At 39.3% G+C, this 22,157-nt stretch carries 23 protein-coding genes; 11 read left to right on the top strand and 12 right to left on the bottom strand.

Going from position 1 to position 22,157, the window contains the following annotated elements:
* Positions 1–23 precede the first annotated feature (23 nt).
* The 3 genes from ZA06_RS05150 to ZA06_RS05140 form a co-directional block, all read right to left on the bottom strand.
* Entirely contained in the window at positions 24–2,228 is a 2,205-nt protein-coding gene (locus ZA06_RS05150; protein ID WP_053976311.1) for a heavy metal translocating P-type ATPase, read from the bottom strand.
* A 260-nt stretch (positions 2,229–2,488) separates the two neighbouring features.
* Entirely contained in the window at positions 2,489–3,262 is a 774-nt protein-coding gene (locus ZA06_RS05145; protein ID WP_053976310.1) for a hypothetical protein, read from the bottom strand.
* A 47-nt stretch (positions 3,263–3,309) separates the two neighbouring features.
* On the bottom strand, positions 3,310–4,116 hold the full coding sequence (locus ZA06_RS05140; RefSeq protein ID WP_053976309.1) for a response regulator transcription factor: 807 nt from the start codon (positions 4,114–4,116) through the stop codon (positions 3,310–3,312).
* Between the two features lie 285 nt (positions 4,117–4,401).
* On the opposite strand from ZA06_RS05140, the gene ZA06_RS05135 reads away from it, so the two are divergent.
* On the top strand, positions 4,402–4,857 hold the full coding sequence (locus tag ZA06_RS05135; protein WP_157503109.1) for a hypothetical protein: 456 nt from the start codon (positions 4,402–4,404) through the stop codon (positions 4,855–4,857).
* Positions 4,858–4,944: 87 nt separating this feature from the next.
* Here ZA06_RS05135 and ZA06_RS05130 read toward each other — a convergent pair whose 3' ends face one another.
* The 3 genes from ZA06_RS05130 to ZA06_RS05120 all read right to left on the bottom strand — a co-directional run bounded on the left by ZA06_RS05130 (position 4,945) and on the right by ZA06_RS05120 (position 7,532).
* Positions 4,945–5,295 carry an SdpI family protein gene (locus tag ZA06_RS05130; protein ID WP_053976307.1) on the bottom strand — a complete coding sequence of 117 codons (351 nt, stop codon included), beginning with the start codon at positions 5,293–5,295 and terminating at the stop codon, positions 4,945–4,947.
* A 55-nt stretch (positions 5,296–5,350) separates the two neighbouring features.
* Entirely contained in the window at positions 5,351–7,036 is a 1,686-nt protein-coding gene (locus tag ZA06_RS05125; protein ID WP_053976306.1) for an RluA family pseudouridine synthase, read from the bottom strand.
* Between the two features lie 88 nt (positions 7,037–7,124).
* Positions 7,125–7,532 (bottom strand): gamma-glutamylcyclotransferase family protein, encoded by a 408-nt coding sequence (locus ZA06_RS05120; protein WP_053976305.1) that lies wholly within the window; start codon positions 7,530–7,532, stop codon positions 7,125–7,127.
* A 157-nt stretch (positions 7,533–7,689) separates the two neighbouring features.
* Here ZA06_RS05120 and ZA06_RS05115 point away from each other — a divergent pair, with 157 nt between their 5' ends.
* From ZA06_RS05115 to ZA06_RS05085, 7 genes are all read left to right on the top strand, one after another.
* Entirely contained in the window at positions 7,690–8,088 is a 399-nt protein-coding gene (locus tag ZA06_RS05115) for a DUF302 domain-containing protein (protein WP_053976304.1), read from the top strand.
* Positions 8,078–8,377, top strand: coding sequence for a thioredoxin (gene trxA, locus ZA06_RS05110; protein WP_053976303.1), 300 nt, complete (start codon positions 8,078–8,080; stop codon positions 8,375–8,377). The genes ZA06_RS05115 and trxA overlap by 11 nt, the downstream gene beginning before the upstream one ends.
* A gap of 304 nt (positions 8,378–8,681) precedes the next feature.
* Positions 8,682–9,068, top strand: a complete 387-nt coding sequence (locus tag ZA06_RS05105) for a cupin domain-containing protein (RefSeq protein ID WP_053976302.1) — start codon at positions 8,682–8,684, stop codon at positions 9,066–9,068.
* A gap of 201 nt (positions 9,069–9,269) precedes the next feature.
* Positions 9,270–9,686, top strand: coding sequence for a hypothetical protein (locus ZA06_RS05100; RefSeq protein WP_053976301.1), 417 nt, complete (start codon positions 9,270–9,272; stop codon positions 9,684–9,686).
* Between the two features lie 154 nt (positions 9,687–9,840).
* On the top strand, positions 9,841–10,923 hold the full coding sequence (locus ZA06_RS05095; protein WP_053976300.1) for an efflux RND transporter periplasmic adaptor subunit: 1,083 nt from the start codon (positions 9,841–9,843) through the stop codon (positions 10,921–10,923).
* Positions 10,924–10,944: 21 nt separating this feature from the next.
* Positions 10,945–14,187, top strand: coding sequence for an efflux RND transporter permease subunit (locus tag ZA06_RS05090; protein ID WP_053976299.1), 3,243 nt, complete (start codon positions 10,945–10,947; stop codon positions 14,185–14,187).
* Positions 14,177–15,631, top strand: a complete 1,455-nt coding sequence (locus ZA06_RS05085) for a TolC family protein (protein ID WP_053976298.1) — start codon at positions 14,177–14,179, stop codon at positions 15,629–15,631. Before ZA06_RS05090 ends, ZA06_RS05085 begins: the two co-directional genes overlap by 11 nt.
* 77 nt (positions 15,632–15,708) lie before the next feature.
* Here ZA06_RS05085 and ZA06_RS05080 read toward each other — a convergent pair whose 3' ends face one another.
* The 6 genes from ZA06_RS05080 to ZA06_RS05055 form a co-directional block, all read right to left on the bottom strand.
* On the bottom strand, positions 15,709–16,251 hold the full coding sequence (locus tag ZA06_RS05080) for a YceI family protein (RefSeq protein WP_053976297.1): 543 nt from the start codon (positions 16,249–16,251) through the stop codon (positions 15,709–15,711).
* Positions 16,252–16,262: 11 nt separating this feature from the next.
* Positions 16,263–16,622, bottom strand: a complete 360-nt coding sequence (locus ZA06_RS05075; RefSeq protein ID WP_053976296.1) for a hypothetical protein — start codon at positions 16,620–16,622, stop codon at positions 16,263–16,265.
* A 16-nt stretch (positions 16,623–16,638) separates the two neighbouring features.
* Positions 16,639–17,493: a DUF5777 family beta-barrel protein gene (locus tag ZA06_RS05070; RefSeq protein WP_053976295.1), complete on the bottom strand. Its 855-nt coding sequence runs from the start codon at positions 17,491–17,493 to the stop codon at positions 16,639–16,641.
* Between the two features lie 34 nt (positions 17,494–17,527).
* Positions 17,528–17,920, bottom strand: coding sequence for an OB-fold protein (locus ZA06_RS05065; RefSeq protein ID WP_053976294.1), 393 nt, complete (start codon positions 17,918–17,920; stop codon positions 17,528–17,530).
* Positions 17,921–17,930: 10 nt separating this feature from the next.
* Positions 17,931–18,413, bottom strand: coding sequence for a hypothetical protein (locus ZA06_RS05060; RefSeq protein ID WP_053976293.1), 483 nt, complete (start codon positions 18,411–18,413; stop codon positions 17,931–17,933).
* Between the two features lie 224 nt (positions 18,414–18,637).
* Positions 18,638–19,087, bottom strand: coding sequence for a LexA family protein (locus ZA06_RS05055; protein ID WP_053976292.1), 450 nt, complete (start codon positions 19,085–19,087; stop codon positions 18,638–18,640).
* 179 nt (positions 19,088–19,266) lie between these two features.
* Here ZA06_RS05055 and ZA06_RS05050 point away from each other — a divergent pair, with 179 nt between their 5' ends.
* From ZA06_RS05050 to ZA06_RS05040, 3 genes are all read left to right on the top strand, one after another.
* Positions 19,267–19,857 carry a HupE/UreJ family protein gene (locus ZA06_RS05050; RefSeq protein WP_053976291.1) on the top strand — a complete coding sequence of 197 codons (591 nt, stop codon included), beginning with the start codon at positions 19,267–19,269 and terminating at the stop codon, positions 19,855–19,857.
* Positions 19,858–20,087: 230 nt separating this feature from the next.
* Positions 20,088–20,522, top strand: a complete 435-nt coding sequence (locus tag ZA06_RS05045) for a deoxycytidylate deaminase (RefSeq protein WP_053976290.1) — start codon at positions 20,088–20,090, stop codon at positions 20,520–20,522.
* 40 nt (positions 20,523–20,562) lie between these two features.
* Positions 20,563–22,155: a S41 family peptidase gene (locus ZA06_RS05040; protein ID WP_157503107.1), complete on the top strand. Its 1,593-nt coding sequence runs from the start codon at positions 20,563–20,565 to the stop codon at positions 22,153–22,155.
* Positions 22,156–22,157 lie beyond the last annotated feature (2 nt).

Here is a 22,157-nt window from a genome sequence, read left to right as displayed (position 1 = left end):
TTCCTTTTTTTGTGTAATACGATTTAAATTTCATACTTCAACAACCGTAAGGCATTTAGAACGACCACTAATGTTGAACCTTCATGACCTATAACGGCAGGACCAAGGTCCACCATGCCCAATATCGTTAATGGTACAAGTATCGCAACCATTCCTAGGCTTATAATCAGGTTTTGCTTTATAATTTTCTTCGCTTTTCGACTAAGTCCAATGGCAAAAGGGAGGTTGTTCAGTTTATCTGCCATTAAAGCGATGTCTGCAGTTTCCAAAGCCACGTCTGAACCAGCTGCTCCCATTGCGATTCCTACCGTGCTTTTTGCCATGGCAGGAGCGTCGTTGACACCGTCTCCCACCATAGCGACACTGCCTTTTTCTTCCTCTTTTAATTTTTCAATGGCCGTTACTTTATCTTCTGGGAGCAGGCTACCTAAAGGATCCGTAATACCTATGTTTTTGGCAATGGCATCCGCAACCTTTTGATTGTCTCCTGTTAACATTATCATTCTTTTAATGCCAAGTTCTTTTAAGGCTGAAAGCGTCTCTATGGCTTCTGGGCGGGCCACGTCCATCACTGATATGATCCCTAAATAGTCTTTGTCTTGATGAACAATCATGGCGGTATGCCCCTCGGACTCGAACTTTGACATGTTTCTGTCAATTTCAGATGGAATTTTTTCACCTGTGATTTCTGTTAAGAGCCGCCTATTTCCTATATGAATAACGGAACCTAGCCAAAAGGCTTTAATGCCTCTTGCTACCAAGGCTTGTAGATTTTCAGCTTCGGAAATGTCTGTTGCTCCTAATTCTTTCTTTCCACCTTCCACAATAGCTGCTGCCAATGGATGGTCGCTCAATGCCTCTACGGCAATGGCAGCCTTCAATAGGTGTTCTTTGGTAGTTTTTCCATAAGGAAGCGCGTTGGTCAGTTTAGGTTTGCCTTCCGTCAAAGTTCCTGTTTTATCAAAAGCAATGGCACTCAGTGCGCCTAAGTCTTCTAATGGTCGCCCACCTTTTATCAAAACGCCTTGTCGAGCGGCTCTTGCTATTCCAGCCAAAACTGCACTTGGTGTGGAGATGGCTAGCGCACATGGCGAAGCGGCAATTAATACTGACATGGCCCTGTAAAAACTTTGCTGAAAGGTTTCGTCAATGATTAAAAATGCAAGCAATAGTAAAATCACCACTATTAAAACTATGGGTACATAATATTTTTCAAACTTGTCTGTTAAATGCTGTGTTGGGGATTTTTGAGTTTCGGCCTCTTTTACTAAAGTGATCAATCTGGATAGGGTACTGTCTTTTGCTTGCTTTAAAACTTTCACTTCCAAGACGCCACTGCCATTTATTGTACCTGCAAATACGCGATTTTCAGGCGTTAACTTATTTATGTCATTTTCATTTATCCATTGTAGGCTGGGACGTTTGTCAATAGGAAGACTTTCCCCTGTAATTGGTGCTTGGTTGACGGCACTTGTTCCTTTTGTTATTACACCATCGGCTGCAATTTTGGTGTTGGGCTTGACCACGATAATATCTCCTATCATTAATTGTTCAACCCTTACTTCTACCACATTATTATCTCTTTTGACCAAAGCTACGGGGGGTGTTAAATCGGAGAGGGCTTGGATAGATTTTCTAGCTTTCTTCATGGCATAGTGTTCCAAGGCATGGCCCAAACTGAATAAAAATAGCAGTAGCGCCCCTTCGCCCCATTTGCCTAAGGCCGCTGCGCCTATTGCAGCAAAAAGCATGAGAAAATCTATTTCAAAATGTCCTTTCAACAAATCTCTTCCGGCCGTGATGAAGGTGAAAAAACCACCCCAAAAACAACTGATAACAAAAAGGGTGGTGGGTATACTTTGGACAGTGTTAAAAAACAGGGAAATGACCAACCCTAATAGCCAGAGTACACCACTGATTATAGCAAAATATAATTCGGTGTTTTCGCCAAAAAATAGCAGTTTTGATGAAATTTCGTGATGCTCAGTCGATTCATTTTTTATGAAGTCACTATGAATCTGCCCGATTTTAAACCCTAATTTCTCTATGGATTGAATGATGGAGGATTGATTGGTCTGGCTATTTTTGTTATCCCATTCTAATTGGACAATTCCCGAAGCTGAAACAGACACAAAATTGACATCAATTTTCTTTCTTAAAATTTCCTCAATTCTACGAGCCTTCCTAGCATGTCTAATTTCTTTTATTTCAATATGTAGCTTTGGCATAATTAAAATATCAATGCTCTTGGGTCGTTTTTTTTGCAAAGGCGGAGAGCCGTTTTATAAGAGATAGTTATAGGATAAATTTACTTTAATTTTGGTTTAGAGCGATTATATATTGTTGGTAAATAGTTAGTTGATTTTAGTTGGTGATCAGGTTAAGAAAACAAAACGGAAAAATTGCGAGGGTTTTACGTGAGGAAAATTTGAAGTCATGAATTATACATGGTGTTGTAGCGTGTCTGTTCTTTCGAAAATAGTATTTACTACAGTTCTTTATTGATATTCACAATTAATGAATCTGAAAATTGGTGTATTTGTTGAATTTTAATTAGGTTGGTTTTTTGTCCTCTTAGAATTTTTCCTAAAGCAATTTGAAGATTTTGGTATTCATTGCTTTTTTTGTCAAAATACCATGGGTAGTTGGAGATATTAAAATTTTGGTTATCCCGAATGTAATCTTGAATTAACTTGGTTAAAGAGTTTTCCATTAAACGAAATCCCTCTTTAATGGATTCAGTATTGGCTTTGTTATATAAATCTTCCCGTTCGCAACGTAAATAATAATCCTTAATAGCTGTTTCAATAGATTCCGAACCTATGGTGTACAGCTTTCCAGTATTTAATAGTTCATCATAAACACTTCTATACAAGTTTAAATATGAGCCCCCAGCTGAAATTGGATTATTAATATAAAAGAGTATATCATCTTCTGCTAGTCCGTTATAGGTTTTTTTTAGTAAAGAATCACAGTTTTTGATAGCCTCCTCCAAACCAACATAAGGGCTTTCTTCCGTAGGTTCGTGATTGGATAGCATTGACATACGTTTTTTATTAAGCTCAAGTTCGTTTATCATCTTTTCCAAGTACTCTCTGTTGGCCTTTTTTAATTTTGAGGTATTGACCCATCCATTAACTTTTACAGCAATCAAAATACCAATTACAACTAATATTATTTCTCCAATAGCATATTTGAAATACTTTCCAGTTTTACCATCCGATAGTAGTTGTTGTCTAATTTTTCTATAGAATTTCACCATTTCCGTACTTTAACTTTTTTAATGAAACACAGCATCTTTATATTCAATTAAACTATCATCCCGGCATTTATGCACTGGCTAATCAATTCTACAGTATTACTTGCGCCAGACTTTAAGGCAATATTCCTTCTGTGGGTTTTTACAGTTTCGGCAGAGATGTGTAACAAATTGGCAATGGTTTTGGTGCTTTCTCCTTTTGCCAAATGCTGTATGATTTCCTTTTCGCGTTTGGTGATGCATTCTATCCAATCCTTTTTCTTGTCAATAGAGTTGTTGGGGCAAAAGCACCCCGATTGGCTACAAATATTATAATAGGACTTTTCCCCATCCAAATGGATGAAGGAAACTTCATTTGTCGATTTTACTTTTAGGTGACTAATGTCGGTATGGATACTAATAATATGTTTCGGGAGTATTTCTTCGCTTAGAGCTATGATTGAAGTTTGGACCATCATGGTTTTTATTTGCTCTGATTGATCAACCCGATTGTAAGTAAAAATAATTTTATAAGAAAGAATGTCCCCTTTTGGTAAAAACCGGAAGAAGAAGTCCTGTATGGTCTGCTCTTTTTTGAGGATTTTTTGGAATTCGTCTTCTTGAACTTTTTCAAGCATTTTTTCCATGGTGACTTCTTCAGGTGGGATGCCTAAAATTTTCTCAACACTGGGGGAAATGTATTCTATGGTTAAGGTTTTAAGGTTGAGTATGTAATAGTAGCTGGCTCCGGGAGTAAAAATATTGGCAATTTTAATGAGTTGCTCCGAATTTCGGAAGGTATCATCAATTGCGATGTTTTTGGTGTAATTTTCTTTCCAAAAGTTTATAATGGTGGCTGGTTGGTTGTTGGTTTCCATTTCATTTAAATTGTTTTAGCTTACTGGGTGTATTTAAATTATTGAGATATGCTAGTTGCAACAATTATTATAGATGAAGATTAAATTTCATCGACAAAATGCAGTTTGAAGGCTAAAGAGGGACATAAATTGAATGAATATATAAATGTAAGCTGTATTGGTTTCTATTATGTTGTTTGTTATCAATTGGTATTCATTGTGTTACGTGTTTGGTTTCTTTGTTTTTTTAATAAGAAAGCAATAACTTCGTGAGACTAATCGAGATAACTAAAAACATAACAAGCGATGAAAAAGATTATTTTAATTGTAATGCTTTTGTTTGGTTTCCAGAGTTTTGCTCAGAATGCAGAAATGGAAGCCTTTAAGGATTTGTTCAATTCTGAAAAGAAAATGGCTCTTGGCGAATTTTTGGATTTGGAAACATCACAAAGTGCCAAGTTTTGGGAAATCTATAATGATTATACCGAAGAACGAAAGGATTTGGCCAATAGACGAATTGCCCTGTTGAAAAAATATGCTTACCAATATGGAACCTTTACCGATGAGCAGGCAGCAGACATTGTCAAGGAAACATTTTCCATTAGAGACCAGAGCGATAAAATCCTGTGGAAATATTATAAAAAGTATGAGAAGGAATTTGGAGCAAAAACGGCGGCTAAGTTTGTCCAATTTGAACTCTACGTTCAAACGTCTATAGATAATGAACTACAGACAGCCATGCCTTTAATAGAAACAAAATAAGAGTTGTTGATATTTTTTAAGAACCACCTATTTAAGGTGGTTTTTTGTTTTGTGTTATTTTTATTGAGCAGTTTGGGAATTCCTTTTTTAACTTTTCCCAAACTTTTGCTTGATAGCATGTTCTACTTTCAGAAGAATGCCAATTATTGAGCCAATTAGTGCAGCGCTGCCTAAGGCATAAGCCGTTTTATGTGTTGGTTCGAACGCAAATCCCAGTAAACTAAATACTATAAGAAGGGCTCCAGCTATCATTAATATTTTTGCGGCGTAAACTTGGGCAAAATCCCAACGTTCCTGATTTTTCATGGAACTGCCCGTCTTGTAACAGTAAATAGGGTTGATGGTTTTGGGAGGAAACTTAAGCATGACCAAGCCAAGTAACATAAAAATGGTTCCTGAGCTGGCCGGAATTAGAAATAAAGGATTGTCTACTGGCATCTGAAACTTTTTTGTCTAAAATACAATTTTTTCAAAAAGTAAGTAATGCCTTACTTTAAAAAGGCGCTTCGCAAATGATGGTCATGACCTCTTTGGAAACAGGGTGCGTAAACGTTAAACGTTCGGCATGAAGGTGTAATCTATCGGTTTTGGTGCCATATAAATCATCGCCTACTATTGGAATTTGCAGCCCTTTGCTGTGCGCTGCATGGACCCGTAGTTGGTGGGTGCGTCCTGTAATTGGGTAGAAGTGAATACGGGTTTTCCCGTTTTCTACAGACACTACTTCATACTGTGTTTTGGCAGGCTTTCCGTGGTCATAGCACACCAATTGCTGAGGCCTGTTGTCCAAATCAACGCGTAATGGTAAATCTATGGTGCCCTCGGTGGTTGCCAATTCGCCGTCCAAAAGGGCGACATAGCGTTTTTTTACGGTACGTTCTATAAACTGTCTTTGAAGCAATTTGTGGGTGCGCTTGTTTTTAGCTACCAATAGTAAGCCAGACGTAGACATATCTAAACGATGTACTAACAGCGGACCTTTTGCTTTTGGGAGGTATTGTTTCATTTTTGTCAATACCGATTCGTTTTGGGTCTTCCCTGGAACCGACAAAAATTCGTGTGGCTTGTTCACTAATAAAAGATGCTCGTCTTCGAATACAATGTCCAATTCCTTGTCATAGGTTATGGATTGTTCAATGGGATTGTCTTCCACGTTTAAGCCTTGCATCATGTGGCCTAAAATGGGTTCGCACTTACTGCGGCAAGAGGGGTAGAACTGTTTGTGTTTGCGCACTTCAGATTTTGGTGACGCACCCCACCAAAATTCTGCCATGGCAATAGGTTGCAATTGGTTTTGATAGGCGTATTGAAACAACTTTGGAGCGGCACATTCTCCCGATCCTGCTGGGGGAACAGGGGATGATGTGTTTTTAAAAATGTCCAATAAATCTTTTGAAAGGCCTTCGGCATTTAAAAAGCGGTACTGTTCATGAAGTCGCTTTTGTAGATAAGCCGATTGTGATGCGCGCTGTTCTTTTAGCTCGGTAATGGGAGCTGTGACTTTGGTTAAGTTAAGTTCGGTATCTCTTATGGCGGTTTCCAAATGTTGTTTTAGTTGTTTCAACTGGATTTGATACCCGATACTTTCTGTTTTCAACCTTTCAAAAAGGGTTTGAAATTCACTGTCGCTTAAAACTTCTTTGGCTTCATCCCGTTGTTTGTTGCGTTCTTTCTTTTTGGCCTTCATCATGGCCTTAAAGTCTGAAAGTTCTTTTTCTGCGTTTCTTTTACTATCAGCTAGCTGTTCTTTGGCCATTCGTAATTCGTTGGCACTTTCAAGGGTTTCAATGGTTCTGTTGAGTTCATTAAGCTGGGCTTCTCCTTTTTTGTAAAAACCTTCTTTGTTTAAGGTGTCGTATACGGTTGGAACAAAGCCTTTAAGGTGATTGCTTTCAGCTAATTTTCCGGAAAAGGCTGCTAGATAAGCCAATTCGTCCTGTTGATTTTTAACCACCATCACTCCAAACATTTTTCCAATAACCAAGCCTTGCATTTCTGGAGCTAAACCAAAATTATGCTCAAAATCGGTTTGGTTTTCCAAATAGGCCTGTAAATCCTGTGCTGCCTGAATGCATAAGGGATGGGGTTGGTAGTAAAATGGAAATGTAAATTTTTCCGGTAAGTCTACTCCCGAATCCGCCTTTAAAGGATGTATCAATGTGTCGCCAAAATGTTGCATAGCTTCTGAAAAAGTGCCGCAAAGAAACGAAATAATAATGAATGTTAGCTTTGTCGTTAAGGGAGGCTAAGGCTTGCAAGTGTGATTTTTAGGGTGCCAAGTAGTTTCCTGAGTGGATCTGTTCCAGATGCTCTGTGTCTAAATTGTAAATATACACCCAGGATAGCAGTGTGCTGCCATCTTTTAAATAAGTGTCAACTTTTATACGTTTGTAGAGATCAGGTTCTGTGGAATGAGGATCCATGCCTTCGTAACTATCCAAAACTTCAAAAACACGAATGGTATTGCTAAGTTGGTAAATGCTGCCATACACTTTTTCTGTGTGTTGATCACTTAAAATTGCTCCAGGAAAACTGTTTACAATAAAGAGTTTGCCGTAAAAATAACCATCGCCTATCCATTGCGCATGTTCAAGTAAAAAGCGGGACATCTCGTGTCCTGTATCTTTTAATAAAGTGCCATAAACAAATAAATAATCTTTTTCTAAGGGAGTCATGCTTATGAGAATGTTGCCTTTTGGTTTTTAAAAATATAAAAAATTGGGTTTGACTTAGTGTAATTTTCTGTTCAAATACTGTAACCTAGGTCACGATAAAAAAGTTGGGTTTTCTTAACTTTGTATTTTAAATAACTGTAAATCAATCGATAAAAACATGAGTTATTATTTTTCAACAAACACAAAAGGAACTTTTGATGAAACCATAGATAAAGTAACTGCTTTATTGAAACAGGAAGGTTTTGGTATATTAACGGAAATAGATATGAAGCAAACTTTGAAAAATAAGTTGGATGTGGATATCAAGAAATATAAAATTTTGGGCGCTTGTAATCCGCCATTTGCCTATAAGGCACTTCAGGCAGAGAATAAAATAGGAACCATGTTGCCCTGTAACTTTATTGTTCAGGAGCTTGAGCCTAACCAAATTGAGGTGTCATGTATCAACCCCATGGTGTCTATGCAGGCGGTGGGTAACGAAACCTTGAAGGATGTTGCGCAAGAAGTGAGTTCCAAATTAGAAAATGTGATTAAAAACCTTAACAATGAAGCGTAGTTTTAATGATATTGTCAATGCCGATACCCCTGTGTTGGTAGATTTTTTTGCCGATTGGTGTGGGCCATGTAAAATGTTGGCGCCTGTTTTAAAACAGGTTAAGGAGAGTCTGGGAGACTCCGTTAAAATTGTAAAAATAGATGTGGATAAAAATAATGCCTTGGCAGCTAAGTATCAGGTTAGGGGTGTGCCTACAATGTTGCTTTTTAAAAATGGGCAACAGGTTTGGCGACAATCTGGAGTTCTTCAGAAGGAAGATATTATTCAGGTGATTAAATCAAATTCTTAATTAGTTGGAATAAAAAAAGGCGTGGGAGCTGAAACCACGCCTTTCATCTCAAGTTCATCGATGTTTTAAGGAGCTATACAAAACGCAGGCTCCATCGATAGTTATCCAGTTAAAGAGTCGCAAAGAAACTTATTCATGAGCGAATCCAAGGGTTTCTTGGGTTAAGGAATGCTTAACTTTAGGGGTTAAGTGTTAAGAGATGGTTTTTGGTGTCTTGAAAATTTGCCTGTGGATAACTGTCGTATTTCCGCTGTTAAAATGAGTATATTTTTTCGTAACTTTCTGATAATTAAATCATAGGGTCATGAAAATCAACAAGGAAAACATCCCCACTACCATGCAGTCTCCAGATGCGATTATGCGTGCTCAGGCCGATTTTGGAGCAATGACCGCTTGTTATAATGAGTTACCAGCCGGAACCGACTTTACGCCGCTTTTAGATGGCTTGGACAACAACAGTTGCCATTGCCCGCATTGGGGATACATTATTGAAGGGGCACTTTTGGTGCTTTATGACGATGGGAAAGAAGACCTGTTGCAAGAAGGTGATGTATTTTATTTGCCTGCAGGTCATACGGCCATAGTTCAGGAAAATGTCAAATTCATTGATTTTAGTCCTACTAAGGAATACAATGAAGTAATTACCCATGTTGGTAAGAAAATGGCAGAATTGGAAGGAGAGGCTTCCTGATTTCTTCGTGCGTTTGTTGCTTGTGTTTGGTCTTTGGTAGATAGGTAATTGCGATTTATTGTTTTAGGGATGGTCCTTTTTTCAGTATTTATAAATTCAATCATCTAAAATCAGGGAATTCATAAAAGCAATACTTTTTTGCAAATATTTAATGTTTAAAATTTGTTTGGGTTCTTCGCTTCTTTTAGTTTTGCCTCCCAAATGATTAGAACATTCCTCAAATATCTTTTATTTGTATGTGCGGTACTCGTGTTTGGGTACGGCCAAGCCTATGCCAATCTTACGGTGAATGGGCAAGGAGAAATTGTTGCTAATCAATCTCAAACTATTGAGCAACAACATCAGGAAGGAGCATTCGTTACCAAGGGATGGTCCAATTCCGAAAAGGAAACTCCACTATTGGAAGTTTCCATTGCGGAACCTGAAGAAGAAAGTGCTCACCTTTACGATTTTGATAAACTTCTCCAAAGCCAAGGCTACTACTTTGCGGCTATTTGTTTTGCCATAGCCACTGGCTTCATTCTTCTGGAAAAGAAGAAACACCTACCTCTTAGTAAGTGCCATGTGCATTTACCATCCCAAAAAATATCCGTCCTGTACCAAGTTTTCAGGATTTGATTTTTACGTATTAAGGCAATTTAGTATTGCCTAACTTCTGTAATGTGTCCTAAGGATCTAGACCTTTTAGCGGACATATTGCTTATTTCCATTCATACTTTTTTCAAACTATTCAAACATAAAGCCAAGGAGCTTTATACAAACAAAAATTATTATGAAGAGATTTCCAATTTACGTTGGCCTATTGGCCATGGTATGTAGTGTAGGTTGTAACTCGCACAAGGAAGAAAAGCACGAAGAACGGACCTTTCAGGTAACCAATCCTGTGTATAGGGACACTTCCATTACCAAGGAATATGTCTGTCAGGTGCATTCTATCCGAAATATCGAGATCAGAGCCATGGAAAAGGGCTACCTGCAAGACATCAGAGTAGATGAAGGTCAAAAGGTGAAAAAGGGACAGATGATGTTCCAAATCATGCCGAATATCTATCAAGCAGAGCTTCAAAAGGCCAAGGCCGAAAGTGAGGCTGCTACTATTGAATACCAGAATACCAAATTGTTGGCAGACAATGATGTTGTGTCTCCAAACGAATTGGCCTTGGCAAAGGCCAATTACGAAAAGTCTAAGGCTGAAGTGGCTTTGGCAGAAACCCATCTAGGATTTACCAATATTAAAGCGCCTTTTGATGGAATATTGGACCACCTTCATGTGCGTGAGGGCAGTATGCTGGAAGAAGGCGAGTTGTTGACAACACTTTCAGATAACAGCCAGATGTGGGTATATTTTAATGTGCCTGAAGCCGAGTATTTGGATTATGTCATGAGTCAAAACAAAGACGATAAAAAAGAGGTTCGTCTGTTGATGGCCAACAATAAAACATTCAACCAAAAAGGTGTTGTTGAAACCATTGAAGGAGAATTCAATAACGAAACAGGAAATATTGCCTTTAGGGCGACCTTTCAAAATCCTGATGGCATTTTGCGTCATGGTGAAACAGGAACGGTCTTGATGACGACGCCTTTAAAACATGCCATGTTGATTCCGCAGAAGGCTACTTTTGAGGTTTTGGATAAACGTTACGTATTTGTGGTAGATCAAGACCATATTGTAAGGCAAAAGGAAATCAAGGTAGGCGCAGAGCTTTCGCATTTGTTTGTAGTTGAAAGTGGTCTTGATGAAAAGGATATCATTCTTTTGGAAGGCATCCGTTTGGTTAAGGACAGTCAGAAAATTGCCTATGAGCTAGAGCAACCAGATGAGGTTTTGGCCCATTTGGATGTTTACGCTGAATAATAATCCCAAAAATTTTAGATCATGTTTAAAAAGTTTATTCATAGACCGGTATTGGCTATTGTCATTTCGGTAATGATAGTTTTTGTGGGGTTATTGGCGATAAAGCAACTGCCTATTTCGCAATTTCCCCAAATTGCCCCAACCACCGTTAACATATTTATTGCCTATCCAGGGTCGAGTGCCGACGTTTTGGTAAAGTCAACCTTGATTCCTTTGGAAACCGCCATTAATGGAGTGCAAGGAATGCGATATATTGCTTCCGATGCCACCAGTGCTGGTGAAGGAACGGTAAGAATTATTTTCGATCCAGGTACCGATCCCAACGATGCCGTCGTCCGGGTTAAGACCAGAGTGGACCAAGTAATGCCGCTTTTGCCAGAATTGGTGCAAAGGGAAGGGGTGATTATTACGCCGGTTCAGCCTAGTATGTTGATGTATGTGAACCTTTATAGCAAGAAGGACAATACAGATGAAAAGTTTCTTTACAATTATGCATACACCCGAATAGTTCCAGAGATTCAAAGGATCAATGGGATTGCGAGTGCCCAAATTTTAGGGAGCCGTAAATTTGCCATGAGGGTTTGGTTGAAACCAGACCGTATGCGTGCCTATAATATTTCGGCGGAAGAAGTGCTTGAGGCGATGGAGGACCAAAGTATTCTTGCACGTCCAGGACGTATTGGTAGGAGTTCGGGGAAAAAATCCCAATCCTTGGAATATGTATTGACCTATCGTGACCGATACAACGAACCTGAAGAGTATAAGGAGATCATTGTTAGAGCCAATTCCGAAGGGGAAATGATTACCCTTGGCGACATTGCCGATGTGGAACTGGGAAGTGAATTCTTCGATATCTATTCCAATCTCGATGGGGAGCCTTCGGCTTCTATCGTGTTAAAACAAACTTTCGGAAGTAACGGAAGTGATGTTATCAAGGCCGTAAAGGAAAAATTAAAGGAACTTAAGGAAGATTTGCCTCCAGGGGTGGATTATAAAATCAGTTATGACGTTTCCAATTTCTTGGATGCTTCCATAGAACAGGTATTGCACACGCTTCGAGATGCTTTCATCTTGGTGGCTATTGTGGTGTTCATATTCTTGGGAGACTGGCGTTCGACATTAATCCCCATTATTGCCGTTCCGGTATCCTTGGTGGGGGCCTTTTTTGTGATGCAAATATTCGGCTTGTCCATTAATCTTATTACCCTTTTCGCCTTGGTATTGGCCATTGGTATTGTGGTGGATGATGCCATTGTGGTTGTAGAGGCCGTCCATATCAAGATGGAAGAAGAGCATCTCACACCTTATCAAGCGTCCAGTAAAGTATTGGGTGAAATTGGAGGGGCTATTATTGCGATTACCTTGGTAATGGTTTCGGTTTTCATCCCTATTTCATTTTTGACTGGGCCAGTAGGAGTGTTCTACAGACAGTTCTCCATTACCATGGCAGGTGCTATTGTAATTTCAGCTGTAGTGGCCTTGACATTAACGCCTGTATTGTGCGCCATGATTTTAAAGAACAATCATGGACAGCCTAGAAAGAAATCATTGATGAACCGTTTCATTGATAGTTTTAACCGTCTTTTTGAAAGATTGACGGGACGCTATGTAGGATTCCTTAAGCTTATTGTTCATAGAAGGGTGATTACGTTTGGAGTTCTGATAGCTTTCTGTATCGGAACTGGATTGGTGAATAAAGTGGTGCCTTCAGGGTTTATTCCTAGTGAAGACCAAGGGATGATTTATGCCATCATTCAAACGCCACCAGGAGCTACTTTGGAGCGTACTAATGATGTCGCTAGAAAACTTCAGGCGATGTGTGAAGAGATTGAAGGCGTGGAATCGGTTTCTTCTTTGGCAGGTTATGAAATTATGACCGAAGGTCGTGGTTCCAACGCAGGAACCTGTTTGATCAACCTTAAGCCCTGGTCGGATCGTAAGCATTCGGTACACGAGATCATGGAAGAACTGGAAGAGGAAAGCAAGGATCTTGGAGCGGTCATTGAATACTTCGAACCACCTGCGGTACCAGGATTCGGGTCCTCGGGAGGGTTTTCCTTAAGATTATTAGATAAAACCAACGGTACCGATTATCATGAATTTGAAAGAATCAACAACGAGTTTTTGGAAGCGCTGGGAGAGCGTAAGGAGTTGAGCGGTTTGTTTACCTTCTTTGCGGCCAATTATCCACAATATGAGTTGAAAATCAATAATAAGGCAGCCATGCAAAAAGGGGTTTCCATTGGAAATGCGATGGAAAACCTCAATATTCTAATTGGTAGTACCTACGAGCAAGGGTTTATCAAGTTTGGGCGCTTCTTCAAAGTGTATACTCAAGCGGCTCCGGAGTACCGTAGCTTGCCAACCGATTTGGAAAAACTTTTTGTGAAAAACGAAGAAGGCGAAATGGTGCCCTATTCTTCTTTCATGACGTTGGAAAAGAAATTGGGACCTAATGAGATTACCCGATACAATTTGTACAATTCTGCTGCCATACGTGGGTTGCCTTCAAAAGGCTATACTAGTAATGATGCCATTAAGGCCATTCAAGAAGTAGCGCAGCAAACCTTGCCTCGTGGGTATGATATTGCTTGGGAAGGTCTTTCGTACGACGAAGCGCAACGCGGTAACGATGCTCTTTATGTTTTCATCGTGGTGTTGATCTTTGTGTACTTTGTATTGGCAGCTCAATATGAGAGTTTCCTATTGCCGTTGGCAGTGTTGTTGTCATTGCCAATTGGAGTATTTGGATCGTTTTTAATGTTGAAGGCCATGGGGCTTTCCAACGATGTATATGCACAAATTGGGATGATCATGCTAGTTGGATTGCTCAGTAAAAACGCCGTGCTTATTGTGGAGTTTGCGGTGCAAAAGCACAGGCAGGGTGCTACCGTTTTGGAAGCGGCTATTGAAGGAGCCAAAATGAGGTTTCGACCTATTTTGATGACATCGTTTGCCTTTATAGCTGGATTGGTGCCCTTGGTAATCGCTACTGGTGCAGGAGCTATCGGAAACAGAACTATTGGAGGCTCCTCTTTGGGAGGTATGTTGATAGGAACTCTTTTTGGAGTAGTTGTCATTCCGGGGCTGTATTACATTTTTGGAAAAATGGCAGAAGGAAGAAGCTTGATCAAGGACGAGTACGAAGAGCCAATTTCTGAAGAATTTGTAAGACGTGGTGAAGAAGAAAGTGCTTTAAGACAGCGACTGAAAGAGATGAACAAACAAATCAAAAAACTAATGAAAGGAAACAATGAGAAATAAATCAGTTTTTAAAACCTTCAATTTCAAAATTGGAGCACTTGTGGGATTTGTGCTGTTCGTTATTAGCAGTTGTGTGCCCGCAAAGGAAGTTAGGGATGAGAACACTGCATTGCCAGAAACTTTCTCAGAGCAGGTTGTGGTAGATACGAGCAATTCTGCCAAGATCAATTGGAAGGAATTCTTCAAAGATGACTATTTAACGGCTTTGATCGATACGGCTTTGGTGAACAACCAAGAGCTCAATATCATGTTGATGCAAGTGGATATGGCCAAGAATGAAATTCGTGCTCGAAAAGGAGAGTATTTACCTTATGTCGATATTCAAGCCGCTGGTGAAGTAGAAAAAGTGGGACGTTATACCAGTCAAGGTGCCAACGATGCCAATACGGATATCAGGCCTGGGGAGGAGTTTCCGGAGCCGTTGCCTAACTTTCAAGTGGCAGCTGTTGCTTCTTGGGAAGTGGATGTGTGGAAAAAGTTACGCAATTCCAAAAAAGCAGCAGTCATGGAGTACTTGTCTTCGGTGGAAGGGAAGAACTTTATGGTGACCAATCTTATTTCTGAAGTGGCGGAATCCTATTATGAGCTTCAGGCTTTAGATAATAAATTGGCCATTATCACTCAAAACTTACAACTGCAGCAAGATGCTTTAAAGACCATTCGTCTTCAAAAGCAAGCAGCCAAGGCCACTGAATTGGGGGTTCAGCGTTTGGAAGCTGAGGTTTTCAAGAACAAGAGTGAACTGTATTCAGTAAAACAGGAAGTGGTAGAGGCCGAAAATCGAATCAATTTCTTGATAGGAAGATCGTCTCAACATATCAATCGCCAATCTGAAGGGTTTATCGATACCGAAATGGACACGATTTTTGTAGGGGTCCCATCGCAATTGTTAGCCAACAGGCCTGATATCCGTCAAGCGGAATATGAATTGGCAGCTGCCAAATTGGATGTCAAAGTGGCCAAGGCTAATTTTTACCCTTCCTTTACTATTAGGGCTGGTGTTGGCTTGGAGGCTTTCAGTTTGAAATACCTATTCAATACGCCAACCTCATTGCTGTACACTTTGGCAGGAGATATGGTGGCACCGCTTATCAATAGAAATGCTATTAAAGCGGAATATTTTAATGCCAATGACAGGCAGGTGCAGGCCATTTTTGAATACGAGAAGTCTATTTTGGGCGCCTACATCGAAGTGGTCAATGGGGTTTCCAAGATTGATAATCTAAGAGAAAGTTACCACTTAAAAGAGCAACAGGTTGAAGCTTTAACAAAGTCTATCGATATTACTAATAAACTCTTCAGGTCGGCGAGAGCAGACTATATGGAAGTGTTGTTGACCCAAAGGGATGCGTTGGAGTCGAAGATGGAATTGGTTGAAACCAAAAAAGAGCAAATGACTGCTTTTGTAACAATGTATAAAGCCCTCGGGGGCGGATGGAATTGATTCCTTGGTATAGGAATTATGGTTGGTTGATGAGAACCCCCATGTGTACTGAAAGGTACAATGGGGGTTTGTTTTTGTTATTTCTTGTCTAATGTGAAGTTGAAACTCACTTTAACGTCTTTGGAAATTTTATTCTCAACAATACTTGGTATTTTGATGTTGTAATCAGAAATGAGCACCACAAAACTTCCTGTTAGGATGAGTTGATCTCCTTGTTTTTCGATAATTACAGGAATGTCCTTTAAGGTATTGGTAACTCCGTGAAAGGTCAGCTCACCATCTATGGTGAATTGCTGTTTCCCTGAAAGGCTATTCCCTTCAAAATCTTTGAAAGTGCCTTTAAAGGTCGCTTTCGGGAATTCTGAAGATTCCGCATAGTTTTCATTGAAATGTTCCTCCATGAGGGCATTTTTAAACCGAAATCCTTTTACCAATGCCAATGAGGCAAATTCACCATTGTCAGCATTTAAAATAGCGGTTACCGAAGTGTTTTTGGCGGCCACTTCCTCAAAGGAGGGCACTGAAGCTTCAAACTCTAGGGTTCCTGTTTTCGTGAGATACTTTTCCTGGGCAAAGCCTGTAAGGCTGAGGCATAGCAGGAGGTAGACAAGTGTTTTCATAATAATGGTATTTATTCTTCAAGTAGGCCATCTGTTTCCCATTGCTCAACTTGGTCAATGAGGTTTTGTGGCAATTTAGGACCTCCAACAGGCATTAATAATGCTGTGTTATCTGTCGTGATACGTCCAAAAAGATTTCTGTTCAACATAGATTCTTTTACAGTTTCATAAGTTGTCAATGCCATTGGAGCTCCATTTACGGGAGGATTACTGTGGCAGTTGATGCAATTATTATCCATGATGGATTTTATATGTCCGGTGTAGGTAATTGTTTCTGTAATAGGGGTATCGTCGGTTAAGTCGTCTTCGCTATCGTTGGAACAGTTAAACAATAGCAATAAGGCTAAAATTGAGGTGTAAGTTAATTTCATAGTTGTTTTTTTGTTGTTAAAATACTCTGCTTAAGTTAAATCCGAAATAAACGTCTCCATCGGCCCAGTCGCCAGTGCTTTGTCCTAAGAATCCGTTGGTGTTCATGGGTTGTGCATTGGTAAAATGCATTTGGAATACATGGCCTCCCGTTTCCAAATCTACCCCAATTGATAATGGGTTTTTGAATGGTGAATTTGAAGCACGGTTAAGATGCCATCCGTAGTCCATATTAAGGGACCATCTGGTTGATAATTTGTATCTCCCACCAAATCCAAGGGCAAATTGCGAGTTATCTTGGTCATCAAACTGCACATAATTGTCATGGAAAAATGTTGGAGCCAATTCCAGGGATAGATTTTTAGTGACTTTTCTGGAGATAAGCAATTGCGCTGTGTATCCCAATCTATGTTTGAATTCTAATTTTGGAAGATTGTCTTTGTCTAAAGCGGTATTTATTAATAGCGAATTGTAACCCACAATAGTTAGGGGAAACCCATTGGTTTCCTGTCTGAAAAGGCGATACTTAATGGCGCTTTCATAAATCTTCTGGTAGGAACTTCTAGAAACACTAATATTGAATCCGTCGCTAATTCCATAGATGAAATTAAGTCGGGTTACGGCATCGTCAAGCCCAAAGAAGGTGTCAAAACCATTTTCGATACTGCCGAAACGGTGAGCCACTACAAAGGTGAATTCGTTTTTGGCGACGAGTTTGGTAGATTCAAAATTGACGATTTTAAGACCTTTAAATACGGCAGAAACATAAGGGTCTACAATAGTGTCTGTGTCTATTTCGCTTAATAAATCTTCTTGAGAGAAGGAGAATAATGGAGTGCAAAACAGAAAAAGTAAAAAATAGAGGTGCTTCATATGAGATAATAATTCAATAAAGGGTTGTTGTGAGTTAGTTGTTGATTGGGTTGCATTGGTCTAATTTCAGTTCTTCCAAAAGATCATCATAGCCAATAACGCGTCCTTTGATGGTGATGGATTGCCCTTGTACTAAAGTTGTTTCAGCAGGTTGTGAGAGTTGGCAAAATATCTTGTCGTTAAGTGTGATACTTTGTGTTGAACTTTCGGTAACTATCCCAGATACTGCAATCGTGTTGTTTAGGTATTTTGTTTCAGCAGCAGTTGGGTCTGAAGAGAATTCTGAGACTAAATCTTGGGCTTCCATTGTAAAGGTTGGAGCCTCTTTTTCTATATTCCTATGGTCTTGATAAATGTAGTTGTATCCCAAAATGGCCACGATGGCAATTATGGCGATAATCAAAAGCCAGTTGCGAGTTGATTTCATATAATGGAGGTTATATTTTTTGGAAAGTTAACGTATCGGTGCCTCCATTGCCTCCACTAACATCGATAAGTTTAATTGTTGTACTGCTATAGGTGTCTATATCCCAGTCGTCATTTAGGTCTTCAAAATCATTAGTGTCCGGTACATTAAAAAAGATATTGAAATCAAGATCGTCATCACTGTTGTTGTCATCGTCTGTGCTATTGCTACTGTCGGTTATAGTCCAGATACCTGTATGGGTGGTTGTGCCGTTGGTTGCGGTAAGTGTGCCATTACTTCCAAAAGTGAAGGTGTACCCAGTGAAATCACTGGTTTCATCCTCTCCCGAATCTATGAATGAAGTTATAATCCAATCTCCAGATTCAGCAATATTTTCAACCTCTTCAATAATTGCATCGTTGTTTGAATTATTGTTGTCATCATCAGAGGAGCAACTTGTAAGTATCCAAGAAAACCCTAGCGTAAGAATCGCCAAAAGAAGTGATTTTTTCATAACAATTGAATTAAGGTTAAAGTTTAATCTAATTAGATTAAAGTGTCAAAATATCAATATTTTATGAGAAAGTTAAGAAAATGGTTGTGTTCTGTAAAATAAAACTGAAAAAATGCTATTTACTCAGAGGTTGATAGGGTAAAGGAATCCATGGTTTGGCAAGACTAACTTTAAGGAAAAAGCCTTAAAAGTGGTTGGGGTATGATATGTGAAAATGTTAAAGATTAAATTTTTTTGATCACATGGGTTACAATACCCCATATTTGGAAGTTACTTTCGCTAGAAACTTTTATAGGGTCATAGGCTGGGTTTTCGGGCATTAAAAAGATGCCCTCCGAAGTGACGTTAAGGCGTTTGACGGTAAATTCACCGTCAATAAAACACACAGCTATTTTATTGTGCTTCGGGTTTATTCCTCTATCAACCACCAATAGATCGCCGTCGTCCAATCCAGCGCCTATCATGGATTGACCGCTAACTTTTGCATAAAAAGTCGTTTCCTTGTTGCGAACCAAGGTTTTGTCCAGGCTTATTTTAGAGTCGTTGTAGTCCTCTGCTGGAGAAGGATACCCTGCCGAAATTCCAGTTTGTGCTAGTGTAATTTCAAGAGAACTTTCAGTGTCTGGAGTAAAAAACTCTAGGCTGTTTTTAGGGGTTAAAAACTTTAAGGACATTTGGCTTAGTTTTGGCTGTTAGTGTTTTGTTGAGTAAACGGAATCACGTTACACAAGGTTTTAAAATTACATTAAAAAGTATAAATATCTAGAAATTTTAAAGAGCTTCTTATGTTAAAATTTGTTTTGCCAGTTCCCCATTAATCGTAACTTTGACTTATCCCAAATTGTAATTAATTATGCTAGCCGATTTTTTGACTCACCTGCAGCAAGGCATGTACCACGTACTGAATATTAAAGCCTACGATCACATTTTGTTTTTAATTGTTTTAATGGTGCCATATGCGTTTAAAGATTGGAAACGCATCCTGCTTCTCATTACGGTATTTACATTGGGACATTCATTGTCTTTGGCCTTGGCTTCCTATAATGTGGTTAGGGTGAATGCTTCACTCGTGGAATTTTTAATTCCCATTACCATCTTAATTGTTGCATTGTACAATGTGTTTACCTCTGGTAAAAAGGCTCCGAATGAAAAAATAGGGATTTTGTTTTTTGCAACCTTGTTTCTAGGATTGGTCCATGGAATGGGCTATGTTGGGACTTTTGGTAAATTTGTACATGCATCGGATATGAAGCTGGTGACGCTTTTGGAAATTTCCTTGGGCTTGGAAATAGGTCAGCTCATCATTGCCTTTATAGTATTGTTTTTAGGATTTCTGTGCGAGACTATTTTTAGGTTCTCTAAACGTGATTGGGTCATGGTCATTTCGGCAATGGTTTTGGGAGCCATGCTTCCTATGCTCATGCGCAGCGGTTACCTTTCTTAAATAATGCATGAAATTTAGGGTTTTGATAAAACTTTAACTCTAAACGCATTGCAATTAAAATATGAACCCGTTATCTTCGTTATACCGTTTGCAGTCATGTAGGCGATATCCCTTTTTACCCCTTAAAGATTAATGGGGAAAACCATAATAGAATAAAATTTGTGCAAATATCCTGTACTTTTTTAGATAGGTACGGGAGCAGGCACACCCTGATATTGAAACTAAACTAAATGCCGAAAAAGAAACAGTTACGCTATGACAAGGCGTATTTAAGAATTGCTAAGGAATGGGGGAAATTATCACATTGTAAACGCAAACAAGTTGGAGCCCTAATAGTAAAAGATAGAATGATCATTTCCGATGGGTACAATGGAACTCCCACTGGTTTTGAAAATTATTGCGAAGATGACGAAGGATATACCAAATGGTATGTGTTGCATGCTGAAGCCAATGCTATTTTAAAAGTTGCCTCTTCCACGCAGTCCTGTAAAGGGGCGACATTATATATTACTTTGTCACCGTGTAAAGAATGTAGTAAATTGATCCATCAAGCAGGAATTGTTAGGGTGGTTTACCAACAGCCTTATAAAGATGATTCCGGAATTAAATTTTTGGAAAAAGCAGGGATTGAATTGGTGCTGATAGAAGCTTTGGAAGATTCATAAATTGTTGAGCTAAAAATGAATTGAAACCTCGAGAAGGGATTTGAGTTTTAAGAAAAAGTACATACCGCTTCTTATGGGAATAGCCGTGGCTATTGGCGTATTAATTGGAGGAAAACTGAATTTTGCAGATACCTCCGATAGGCTGTTTACGTCCAATAGCAAAAAGGACAAGCTCAACCGTTTGATAGATTATATTGAATACGAATATGTAGATGACGTTAATACAGACAGCATTGTAGACGTTACCGTGAATGGTATTTTGGATAATCTAGATCCGCATTCCACCTATATTCCCCAAGGGGAAATGGAACGTGTTACGGAGAATATGAAGGGGGATTTTGTAGGGATTGGCGTGAGCTTCTATACTTATAAGGATACGGTAACGGTCATCAGACCTGTGGAAGGCGGTCCTAGTGAAAAGGCGGGTATCAAGGGAGGTGATCGTATTATTGTGGCCGATGGGGATTCTATTTTCGGAAGGCAATGGTCTAACGATGATATCATTCAAAAGCTGAAAGGAGAGAAGAATACCAAAGTGCATCTAACCGTTTATAGAAAAGGGGAGGACGAACTGCTTGACTTTGATGTGAAGCGTACCGTAATTCCTATTAAAAGTGTGGATGCCGCGTATATGCTGACTTCCAAATTGGGCTATATCAAAATCAACCGATTTGCAGAATCTACCTATCGAGAGTTTAAAGTATCCTTGGATAGACTTCAGGATCAAGGAGCTACTCAACTTGTTTTGGATCTTCGTGACAATCCAGGGGGATTTTTAGGAATTGCAGAGCAGATTGTAGACGAATTTTTGGAAGATGATAAGCTGATTCTGTTCACCAAAAACAAAGCGGGTAAAATTGAACGAAGCTATGCTACACGCAATGGCGATTTTGAAGAAGGCGAAGTCTATATTCTTATTAATGAAAACTCGGCTTCTGCGAGCGAAATAGTGGCTGGAGCACTTCAGGATAATGATAAGGGGATTATTGTGGGAAGGCGTTCTTATGGTAAAGGTTTGGTGCAACGCGAAATGGCTTTGGGTGATGGTAGTGCCGTTCGCTTGACGGTCTCCAGATACTATACGCCTACCGGGCGCTCTATACAGAGGCCGTACCATAATGGTGGTAATGATGAGTATTACAACGATTATTATAAGCGTTTGCGTAATGGAGAGCTTAATGAAGAACAGAATATTGAAGTGGCCGATTCGTTGAGGTTTGTGACGCCTAAAGGGAAAATTGTGTATGGAGGCGGAGGCATCATTCCTGATATTTTTGTGCCATTGGATACTAGTTTTCAAAATGAAACTTTAAGTTATATCAAACGCAGAGGTTACATCAGTAATTTTGTATTTGAAGAATTGGATCGAGATAGAAGTGTTTATGGAGATGTAGACAAAGAGGATTTTATCAAAAACTTTGAGGTGAGTGACGATATCGTAGTCAAATTTCAGAATTATTTAAATCTTAAAGAAAGTACCAAGATGACCTTTGTGGCTTATCATGATGCCATTAAAAGAATGATCAAAGCAGATTTAGCAGACCAACTATATGGCGGCAATACTTACGAACGTATCATAAATGCCGCCGATGAAATGATCTTGGAAGTCGTTGAATTAAGCGAAGGTCAATAGCT

Source organism: Mangrovimonas xylaniphaga, from assembly GCF_001280435.1.
Taxonomy (GTDB): domain Bacteria; phylum Bacteroidota; class Bacteroidia; order Flavobacteriales; family Flavobacteriaceae; genus Mangrovimonas_A; species Mangrovimonas_A xylaniphaga.
This window is presented reverse-complemented; position numbering and strand designations above follow the sequence as displayed.